The organism is Salifodinibacter halophilus, assembly GCA_012999515.1.
GTDB lineage: Bacteria > Pseudomonadota > Gammaproteobacteria > Nevskiales > Salinisphaeraceae > Salifodinibacter > Salifodinibacter halophilus.
On record JABEEB010000002.1, the window covers coordinates 1 to 8,550 of the forward strand.

Here is an 8,550-nt window from a genome sequence, read left to right on the forward strand (position 1 = left end):
TCAACGACCTTCAAAGCGCCTAGCAGTCCGGCGATACTTATCGCTGCCGGCAGCCAGAGCGCGACGCGGTATACATCAACCTTCCGGGCACCGGAGTACGAATCACCGACATCGCCCCGGGGTCACCTATGCTCCTCAGGCGTCAGCCGCGGCGCGGTCGACCAGCGGGTGCTGCTTGAGGCTGGGCAGAGCCAAGCCGTCGGCGTCGAAGAGATGGGCACGGCCGGGATCGAAGCCGCAACACACCTTGTCGTGCACACGATTGGTGACATCGCCATCGGCCATGATGGTCACCATGGACTCGTCCATCATCTGGACATACAGCGAGGTCTGCCCCCCCAGGCGCTCGAGCACCCGGATATCGCCACTCATTGGCCCCTGATCATCGAGCGCCAGGTGCTCGGGGCGGATGCCCAGCTCCAATGAGGTACCGGGGCGCTGGCCCTGGCCATCCACCGGCACCTTGATGACACCGCCGCCCGGCAGGCGCACGCTGGCCCCTTCAGCATCGGCCTCCACCACCTCGACGGGCAGGAAGTTCATCTTCGGCGAACCGATGAAGCCGGCCACGAAACGGTTGAGAGGATGGTGGTAGAGCTCCATGGGCGAGCCGACCTGCTCGACCATGCCACCCTGAAGCACCACGATCTTGTCAGCCATGGTCATGGCCTCGATCTGGTCGTGGGTGACGTAGACCGTGGTGGCATCCAGCTCCTCGTGGAGGCGAACCAGCTCGATGCGCATTTGCACTCGCAGGGCCGCATCCAGGTTGGAGAGCGGCTCGTCGAACAGGCAAATGCTAGGATTGCGCACGATGGCGCGACCGATGGCCACTCGCTGACGCTGGCCGCCGGAGAGCGACTTTGGCTTGCGATCGAGCAGCGGCTCGAGCTGCAGGATCCTGGCCGCCTCGTGTATCTTCTCGCGGCGCGCCTTCTTGCTAGCGCCGGCAAGGCGCAGGCTGAACCCCATGTTGTCCTCGACGGTCATGTGCGGGTAGAGCGCATAGTTCTGAAACACCATGGCCAGGTCGCGATCCGCTGGGTCCACATCATTCATGCGCGTACCGTTGAGGACGATATCGCCGGAGGTCGCACTCTCCAGCCCGGCGATCATCCGTAGCAGCGTCGACTTGCCACAGCCCGACGGACCAACGAAGGTCACGAATTCCCGGTCGTTAACCTCCAGGTCAATGCCCTGGATGATATGGGTGTCGCCGAAGCGCTTGGTGATCTGCTTGAGTTGTAGTGTTGCCATGAGAAAGGCTCCTAGATATCGAGTCCCGGGTGGTTGGCTGCCCACTTGGTAAATAGATCTGGCCGTTCGGCCTGCCATTCTTTCATCGCTGCAACCGGTGATTGATGGTGCAGCGCCTTCGTCAGCTCGCCTTGAGCACGCCGTCTTCTAAGACCCGGCGGACGTCGTCCCTGTCGGCCGTCGCGATAGCCGCTTCACGCGCCTGACTCAAGACGTCGTCGATCCAGACGCGTTCGCCGGAGTCCGCTGACCGAATCGCAGCCTCGACCATCGCAAGGCTCCGAACGTTTGCGCCGATCTCTCCGCTGGGAACGACCCCGCTACGCAACGACGAGACGAACTCAGCCAGCGCGCCGGCGAGCGCTTCGGGTACGACGCCGACGCCTTGTTCGTCCGTCGAGTACAGTTCCTCCGGACGGTGCGCCACAGGCATGGCCTCGCCGTCCCAAAGGGCTGTCCCGTGTTCGCCGCTGATCCGCCACGAGCCGTTCCACGAGGTTTCGTGGCCAGGTGCGCACCAGCTTCCGGTGTAGACGAAACGCGTCCCGCCCTCGAATTCGACGACAGCCGTGGCGTTAGCCGCACCCCGAAACCAGCTCCACCCCGGATTGTGCTCTTCGCAGTAGACGGACACGGGCTCGTGTCCAATCAGATATCGGGCAACGTCGAACTGATGAATGGCCATGTCCAAGAGAAGAACGTGCTCCATTTCCTCCCGAAAGCCACCGAAATGGGGAGCCTTGAAGAATTCGCAGCTCACGGTGCCGATCTCCCCGAGCGTCCGCACCTGGTCTCGGAGTGTGTAGAGTGTGGCGAAGTACCGGCGTGACTGGCTGATCATGAGCAGCTCACCCATCACGGTTGCGGTCGCACTCTGGATCAGGGCGTCAGCGACCGTCGGGGAGGCTGGCTTTTCGCACAGCACGGGCAGTCCGGCCAGCAGCGCCTCTTGGTTCACCGACAGGTGCGCTTCGGGAATCGTCACGTTGACCACGGCCTGTGCGCCGGCTTCCAGCGCCACCTCGGTCACACTGGTACCGACGATAACGCCGTCGATGCTGGCCTCGGCCAAGGCCGACCGTGCCGTCTGGGTATCCAGGTCGACGACACCCACGAGTTCGACATCGTCGTTCGCTGTAATCGTCCGCAGCCATGCGCGTCCCATTCCGCCCGCGCCGACTTGAACGACACGGAGAGGGGCAGGTGTCTTGAGGGTTCGAAATGTCACCATCAGTCCTCCATTGCCCCTTCATAGCCGTGACCGTTATAGAAGTCCTCGCGGTCGTAACGCAGCAGGGTGGGTGTGGCGCGTTCAGGTCGCAGGCTTTTGGCCCATTCGACACCATTGGCCAGCACCTGGCGGATCTCTTTTTGATGGTAGACGGGGAAGTCCTGGTCACCTGGGCTGAAATAGAAGATCTTCCCGTAGCCGCGGCGGTACGTCATGCCACTGCGGAAGACCTCGCCACCCGAGAAGGTTGACAGGAAGACTAGTTCGTCCGGAGCCGGCACATCAAAGTGCTCGCCGTACATCTCCTGGGCCGGAATGATGAGTGGGTGCGGGATCCCACGGGCGATCGGGTGTGTCGGATCCACAGTCCAGACCAGCTCGCGATCATCCGTGGAACGCCAGCGCAGAGTGCAGGTGGTACCCATGAGCTTAGTGAAGATCTTGGACCAGTGCCCGGAGTGCAGCACGAGCAGCCCCATCCCGGATAGGACATGCCGATATACTCGTTCGACGACCGCGTCGTCCACTTCGTCGTGCGCAGCGTGGCCCCACCAGAGGAGCACATCGGTGTTCGCCAGGACCTCCTCGGTCAGACCGTGCTCCGGGTCGTCGAGGGTGGCGGTCTGGACGCAGGCTCTCTCGCCGAGGTTCTCCTCAATTCCCTCTTTGATGGTGGTGTGCATGCCATCCGGATAAAGGTCGCGCACACGTTGCTGAACCTGTTCGTGGCGGTTCTCTCCCCACACGAGGACATTGATCGGGTATTCGGGAGTGGTGGTTCCGTTCATGACTCATCTTCACTTCATTGGTTGGTCAGGGGTCGAGGGGACAGGCGGCTACTTTACGCCTCCCCCCGTGGCACCAGCCGCGATATAGCGCTGAGCGAGCAACAGCAGGCCGATCGCGGGCAAGGAGGAAAGCACCGTCGTCGCCATGACTGCACCCCAGTTGGACACCTGCGTGCCTAGGTATTGGTAGATGCCCAAGGCCACAGGACGCAGCTCGTCGGTGGTCGTCAGGGTCAAGGCGAAAAGGAAGTCGCTCCACGCGAAGAGGAACGCGAACAGGCTGGCGGTAACGATGGCATTGCGAGAGAGCGGCAGCGCGATCGACCAGAACGCCCTGAAATGCCCGGCACCATCGATGCGGGCGGCCTCCAGGATCGACGGCGGCAGCCCCTGCATGAAGGCACGCAGGATCAGGATGGCGAACGGGACCGAATGCGATGCGTCCGCCAAGATCAGCCCGAGCGTCGTATTGAGCAACCCGAGCGTGTTGTAGGCAGCGTAGAGCGCATTGGCGATCACGATACCTGGGATCATCTGGGCGACCAGAATGGCGAGCAGCGCCGTGTTAATCCAGCGGTACCGGAACTGCGCGAGCGCATACGCCGCCGGTGTGGCGATGGCGAGGCTAACGACGACGGCTCCCAACGAGACGATCAACGACGTCACCAGGTTCTGCCCCTGCTCGGTGATCGCGGTGGCGTACCCGTCGAAGCTGGGATGGGTCGGAAAGAAGCCCGCGTTCAGGGTGTTGCCGGACGGCTGCAGCGACGTATTGACCATCCAGTAGACGGGAAAGAGCATGATGGCCACGAGCACCACACCCAAGATCGTGTATCTGATGTCAGCCCAGGGGCGCATAGACGTGGGACGACAGTCGGCACGTTCAACAGGGGTTGTCATGAGAGCTCCTTGCTAGTTGGCCGACCGACGTATGCCGCGGAGATAGATCAGCGCAAAAACGAGCGAAATCAGGATCAAGATGTTGCTGAATGCCGCTCCGATACCGAACTCGAAGTCTACGAAGGACGATTCATAGGCGCGGATGGCGAGGGTCTGAGTCGCGTTGGCTGGACCGCCGTTGGTCAAGCCAAGAATGATGTCGATGACCTTCAGCGTGTAGACCACTCCGAGGATCAGGACCACGGCGATCACGCCACGAAGATTTGGCAGGGTGATGTGCCAGAACGCTTTCCATCCGGTGGCACCGTCGAGCGCCGCTGCCTCGTACTGGTCCTCGGGGATCTCTTGCAGCCCCCCGTAGAGGACCGTGAGGTTGAACGGGATACCGACCCAGATATTCACCAGGATGACTGCCATCAGTGCGAAGCTTGGATCCGTCAGCCACGGGATGGCGTCCAGGCCAACCACCCCCAGCGCTTGGTTCAGGACGCCTCCATCCAGATCCATGATGGAGCGCCATGTGGCGCTGGCCACGATCAGAGGCAGCAGCCATGGCAACAGGAGGATGGCCTGCATGAAGCCACTGAGCGGAAACTTGCGCTGGAAGAAGACCGCCAGCGCCAACCCGATCGTGAACTGCCCGGCAATTGATCCAAACGTGAAGATCGCCGTGTTCCAGAGGGCCGGCACGAAGAGCTGGCTACTAATCGCGGTGACGTAATTGCTCAGCCCCACCCAGGGGGCTTCGCCGGTGAAGAAGGTCTGGGTCGTATATTCCTGAAACCCCATGATGACGTTCTTCACTACTGGGTAGCCGAAGAACAGCGCCACATAGATCGCTGCCGGCGCCACGAACATCAGTTTGACGATGTCTCCCGACCGGAACCGAAGACGCCGCCTCGACGGTGCTTCCGTCGGCACGCTGATCGCGGGACGATTTGTTGTAGTCATGGTTCGCAACCTCTGCTGGGTAGCATCTCGGCCACCGAATTAGTTCTCCGCAGCCTGTTTGAAGGCTTCTTCCGCGGAGGCCTGACCGGTCAAGGCGAGCTGGATGGCGGCGTACATCGTCGTCGCAGTCGCCGGCCAGTCGGTGCCGACCTTGCCAGTGCGCGACCGCGCGTTGCGCACCTGCTCTGCAAAGGCCTCCATGGACGGCTCCTTGGCGACGTATTCATCGATCAGACTGGTACGCGTCGGCACCTTGTAGGTGGCCTCAGCGATTTCCATCTGGCTCTCCTCGCTGGAAAGACATGTGACAAATTCGGCCGCCTTGGCCTGCTTGGCCTCGTCACCGGTGATTGGCACGGTCCAGACTTCGCCGCCCAGCGGTGCCACTGGAGTGGTGCCAGCCTCGTTCACTGGCACCTGCACAGATGCGTACTCGATGTCGGATGCCTCTAGCGTGGGAATCTGCCACGAGCCATTGATCATCATGGCGGTGTTACCGGCGACGAACTGATCTTTCACATCTCCCTGCGTCCAGTTGATGACACTTTGCGAGGCAACCCCTGAGTTCACGAGATCCACCCACAACCGCAGTGCTTCGGCGGTCTCCGGGGATTCCAGGTCGGTCTCGTCGCCACCATTGCTCCACATGAACGGCAGGAACTGCCAGGCTCCCTCGTAGCTAGCAATCGCCGAGAACGCGATGCCGTAGCGGTCGCCGGTCGTCAGTTCGGCGGCGGCAGTCTTCAGTTCGTCCCATGTCTCGGGCGGCTCGATGCCGGCTTCTTCGAGCATCTCCACGTTGTAGAACAGGCCCAAGGTGCTCACGACGGGCCCGAGGCCGTATACCTCTCCCTCATAGGTCGCCGCGTCCAAGATGCCCTGCGTGAACCCCGAGGTGTCGACGTCGTAATCGCTCAGCGGGGATAACCCTCCGGTCTTGGCGATCTCCTGCACATCCGGGTTGTCGAGCATCAGGACGTCTGGCAACGTCCTCGACGACGCGCGTTGCAGTACCTTCTGAATCAGGTCCTTCCCCGGCACGGTCTCACGATCGATCTCGACGTCGATTTCAGCGGCGCAATTGTCCAGTGCCGCTTGCATCAACGACTCGTTGGGGTCGTTGTTGTAGTAGTCGAGCACCGTCAGGGTGAGTGGACTGGCCCCTTGAGACGTAGTCCCGTCTCCGCAGGCGGTCAGGGCCAGAAGGACGACGACGGCCATCGCCGCCATCACTCGCCGACAGGTGCCGTGTGGGTGGTGCTTCCGCATGGGTGTCCCCTTGTTAGGTGATGTCGTCACGAGATGCTGAGCCAGAGCGCCAGACATCTGATCTGTACGGCCGCAAGGTAGAGGTGCCTGTCATATTCACGTTGCATCTTCCTGTTCTTTTTCTTGTTCTTTCGCGGAGGGATGACTACCCGCCATCCCCTGGATTTCCGCTTGCCCAACAATAGAGTCGCTGTCGTAACCCTTGTCGGCAATGAAATGCTCCGCCTTCAGCCCAGAGATCAAGCTCGAAGCTTCTGAACAACATGCGGATGGGGATGTTATGGCCGGAAGCGCGCGAACCGTTCAGTCAGCAACACTGGAAATCGGTGTGAGCCGCGCGCCGTCGGATGCGCTGGCCTGCACGGCGGACAGGACCCTCTGGACGTAGAGACCATCCTCAAACGAGGGCGACGGGTCGGCACCGGAACCGATGGCTCGGGCAAAGACCACCGCTTGGTGGGTGAACGCGTGCTCGTATCCGAGGCCATGGCCGGGCGGCCACCAGGCGTCAAGGAAGGGGTGTTCCGATTCGGTGACGTGAATTCTGCGGAATCCGGCCTCGGCGGCGGGGAGCGTGTGGTCATGGAACCAGAGCTCGTTGAGGTTCTCGAAATCGAAGGACACGGAACCGCCCGAACCGTTAATCTCAAGGCGCATCGCGTTCTTGCGCCCGGTGGCGAACCGGGTGGCTTCGAAGGTGGCCAGGGCGCCCGCATTGGTTCGCCCGCTGAACACTGCGGCGTCGTCGACCGTGACCGCCCCCATGCCTTCGCCGGCTGTCGCGGCGAGCCCGTCGACCGAATCCGGCAGCGGACGGTGCTTGACGAACGTTTCGGTCAGCGCGCTGATACTGGTCAGGCTCTGGCCGGTAACGAACGCGGCCATGTCGATCAGGTGCGAGCCGATGTCGCCGAGAGCACCCGATCCGGCTTTCTCCTGCTGCAGGCGCCAGACCAGCGGGAAGTTCTCGTCGACGATCCCGTCTTGAAGATAGTGGGCACGAATGTGGCGGATCGTCCCCAGCCGACCTTCATTCACGAGCTGCCGCGCGTAGGCAATCGCAGGGGTGCCCCGATAGCTGTAACCGACCATCGATCGCACCCCGGCCGAGCGTGCCGTGCGGGCCGCAGCCGCCATCGCTTCGGCCTCCGCGATCGTGTTGGCCAGCGGTTTCTCGCACAATACATGCTTGCCGGCCTCGAGTGCAGCGATGGCAATGGGGGCATGCAGGTCGCCGGGGACGCAGATGTCGACGACGTCGATCTCCGGGGAATTCACGAGCGCCCGCCAGTCAGTCTCGACGCGCCCGATTCCGAACGCCTCCGCAAACTGATTAGCTCGCTCGGCGTCACGACCGCAGACCGTGGTCAGTTGCGGCCGCCTGCTGAGCTCGAAGAATCGCGGGGCCGTCTGCCATGCCTGGGCGTGGATACGGCCCATGAACGAATGGCCTACCAACCCAACGCGCAATGGTTGCACCTGGGCCGTGTCAGACATATCACTCCCTTTCAGGACCAGCGGAACCGTATTTGCTCCCCCGGATCCCATTTATTTTTATTATTTATAAAACGGAGAATGAACGAGACCCCTCTCTCTATCAATGCGACCTTGGTATAGGCGCGAAAAGTCTCAATGAGTCGAGGTAGGCTCAGATGTATGGTCCCGGGAAGTAGTGGACAGGGTCATCATGGGATCTCTCGGGGTTGTAGTGGTCAAGTGTTTTTGGCCATCGGGTTTTGAGCATTCCAGTTGTAAGGTCCCGCATACCAGAAATCTGCTTCATCACGCTCGTTCCTTCTCTGCGGAAATGGCTGGCATGATGACGTTTCCCGACAGCGGTGGGGCATTTCCTTCTCGGCGAACTCCAGCGAGTCGCGTATATGCTTATCCAGGTTATCGGCAAAAAAATTCAGTCTTATGCCGGCGGTTGACTTGCTTGGCCGCTTTTCCATGTACTGGAGATGTTCTCCCAGATACGGGGCGGTACCGAATTTCTCCACGTCCGGATAGCCCATCTGCGCAGAGCGAGGAAACGCGGCTATTTCTCGCTTTGCGAACTGGTTTCGAGTTCGTGATTAATAGATGGTCGCCGGAAGGTCTCAACGACCTTCAAAGCGCCTAGCAGTCCGGCGATACTTATCGCTGCCGGCAGCC

Annotated in this window: 9 protein-coding genes; all 9 read right to left on the reverse strand. The window is 61.3% G+C overall.

The window, feature by feature from the left end:
• Positions 1-135: 135 nt before the first annotated feature.
• Positions 136-1,257 (reverse strand): sn-glycerol-3-phosphate ABC transporter ATP-binding protein UgpC, encoded by a 1,122-nt coding sequence (gene ugpC, locus HKX41_10265; protein NNC24524.1) that lies wholly within the window; start codon positions 1,255-1,257, stop codon positions 136-138.
• A 121-nt stretch (positions 1,258-1,378) separates the two neighbouring features.
• Positions 1,379-2,488: a Gfo/Idh/MocA family oxidoreductase gene (locus HKX41_10270; protein ID NNC24525.1), complete on the reverse strand. Its 1,110-nt coding sequence runs from the start codon at positions 2,486-2,488 to the stop codon at positions 1,379-1,381.
• Complete coding sequence (locus tag HKX41_10275) at positions 2,488-3,276, reverse strand: trehalose utilization protein ThuA (GenBank protein ID NNC24526.1); 789 nt, start codon at positions 3,274-3,276, stop codon at positions 2,488-2,490. The genes HKX41_10270 and HKX41_10275 overlap by 1 nt, the downstream gene beginning before the upstream one ends.
• 48 nt (positions 3,277-3,324) lie before the next feature.
• Complete coding sequence (locus HKX41_10280; protein ID NNC24527.1) at positions 3,325-4,176, reverse strand: carbohydrate ABC transporter permease; 852 nt, start codon at positions 4,174-4,176, stop codon at positions 3,325-3,327.
• Positions 4,177-4,188: 12 nt separating this feature from the next.
• A complete protein-coding gene (locus HKX41_10285) occupies positions 4,189-5,127 on the reverse strand; it encodes a sugar ABC transporter permease (protein ID NNC24528.1) in 939 nt (312 codons plus the stop codon).
• 39 nt (positions 5,128-5,166) lie between these two features.
• Positions 5,167-6,396: an ABC transporter substrate-binding protein gene (locus HKX41_10290; GenBank protein NNC24529.1), complete on the reverse strand. Its 1,230-nt coding sequence runs from the start codon at positions 6,394-6,396 to the stop codon at positions 5,167-5,169.
• Between the two features lie 96 nt (positions 6,397-6,492).
• Positions 6,493-6,639: a hypothetical protein gene (locus tag HKX41_10295; GenBank protein NNC24530.1), complete on the reverse strand. Its 147-nt coding sequence runs from the start codon at positions 6,637-6,639 to the stop codon at positions 6,493-6,495.
• Between the two features lie 60 nt (positions 6,640-6,699).
• Positions 6,700-7,944, reverse strand: coding sequence for a Gfo/Idh/MocA family oxidoreductase (locus HKX41_10300; GenBank protein ID NNC24531.1), 1,245 nt, complete (start codon positions 7,942-7,944; stop codon positions 6,700-6,702).
• Between the two features lie 164 nt (positions 7,945-8,108).
• Positions 8,109-8,411: a hypothetical protein gene (locus HKX41_10305; GenBank protein ID NNC24532.1), complete on the reverse strand. Its 303-nt coding sequence runs from the start codon at positions 8,409-8,411 to the stop codon at positions 8,109-8,111.
• Positions 8,412-8,550 lie beyond the last annotated feature (139 nt).

Bases quoted from the DNA above. Each gene is read 5' to 3' on its own strand.
- ugpC (NNC24524.1), bottom strand. From the start codon at position 1,257: ATGGCAACACTACAACTCAAGCAGATCACCAAGCGCTTCGGCGACACC.
- HKX41_10280 (NNC24527.1), bottom strand. From the start codon at position 4,176: ATGACAACCCCTGTTGAACGTGCCGACTGTCGTCCCACGTCTATGCGC.
- HKX41_10270 (NNC24525.1), bottom strand. From the start codon at position 2,488: ATGGTGACATTTCGAACCCTCAAGACACCTGCCCCTCTCCGTGTCGTT.
- HKX41_10305 (NNC24532.1), bottom strand. From the start codon at position 8,411: ATGGGCTATCCGGACGTGGAGAAATTCGGTACCGCCCCGTATCTGGGA.
- HKX41_10290 (NNC24529.1), bottom strand. From the start codon at position 6,396: ATGCGGAAGCACCACCCACACGGCACCTGTCGGCGAGTGATGGCGGCG.
- HKX41_10275 (NNC24526.1), bottom strand. From the start codon at position 3,276: ATGAACGGAACCACCACTCCCGAATACCCGATCAATGTCCTCGTGTGG.
- HKX41_10285 (NNC24528.1), bottom strand. From the start codon at position 5,127: ATGACTACAACAAATCGTCCCGCGATCAGCGTGCCGACGGAAGCACCG.
- HKX41_10300 (NNC24531.1), bottom strand. From the start codon at position 7,944: ATGGGATCCGGGGGAGCAAATACGGTTCCGCTGGTCCTGAAAGGGAGT.